Consider the following 667-nt stretch of genomic DNA (forward strand, 5'->3'; position numbering starts at 1 on the left):
CTGTTGAAAAACAACGTGTTGCGGGTGCGGAAGGTAGCAGCCTGAACTGAGCGCGAGCGCCTTTCTGTTCAGGCTTTTCGCGCTTGCTGCGGTGCAGGAAAGATCTTGGCCAGTTTGCGGAGGTTCTGGGCGGTGGCGGCGAGGAGGAATTCGTTGTTTGCGCCGCATGGGCCACGTAATCGGAGGCGGCCGAGCCCAAGAATGCGTTTGAGATGGGCAAACAGCATCTCAACCTTCTTTCTCAGCTTCATCGAGATGTTGTACTGGCGGGTTTTCGCGATATCACGAGCGACTTGGCGGGCATCTTCGTGTTCCTCCCGGGTGATCTTGCGGGCATCGGCGTTGGGGCAGCATTTGGCTTTGGATGACATGCCTGGCAGACCTCCTTCAAGGCGCGGTGGCGTGCGGTGCCTTTGCCGGTGGGCCCTCTGTTCGGGTCGGAGTAGTTACGGCGGAACTGCTTGAGCTCATGCCCTTCGGGGCAGATATACTGGTTGTTCTCGGCGTCCCACTCGAAGTCGGCTCGGGGCCATGTGCCATTAGATCGGCCTGCCTTGTCAGACACGGGAATGTGCGGCGCGATCTGACGATCGACCAACCAGCCCAGCAGTGGCCCGGTTCCGTAGGCCGTATCGGCGATTAGCCGTTCTGGATGCAGATCGAACTT

At 59.4% G+C, this 667-nt stretch carries 1 pseudogene; it reads right to left on the bottom strand.

Annotated features, from left to right (window positions below):
- Positions 1–68: 68 nt before the first annotated feature.
- A pseudogene (locus ACFWW4_RS22710) lies at positions 69–667 on the bottom strand (transposase); the annotation flags it as partial.

The sequence above is a fragment of the Yoonia sp. SDW83-1 genome, from assembly GCF_046762885.1.
Lineage (GTDB): Bacteria > Pseudomonadota > Alphaproteobacteria > Rhodobacterales > Rhodobacteraceae > Yoonia.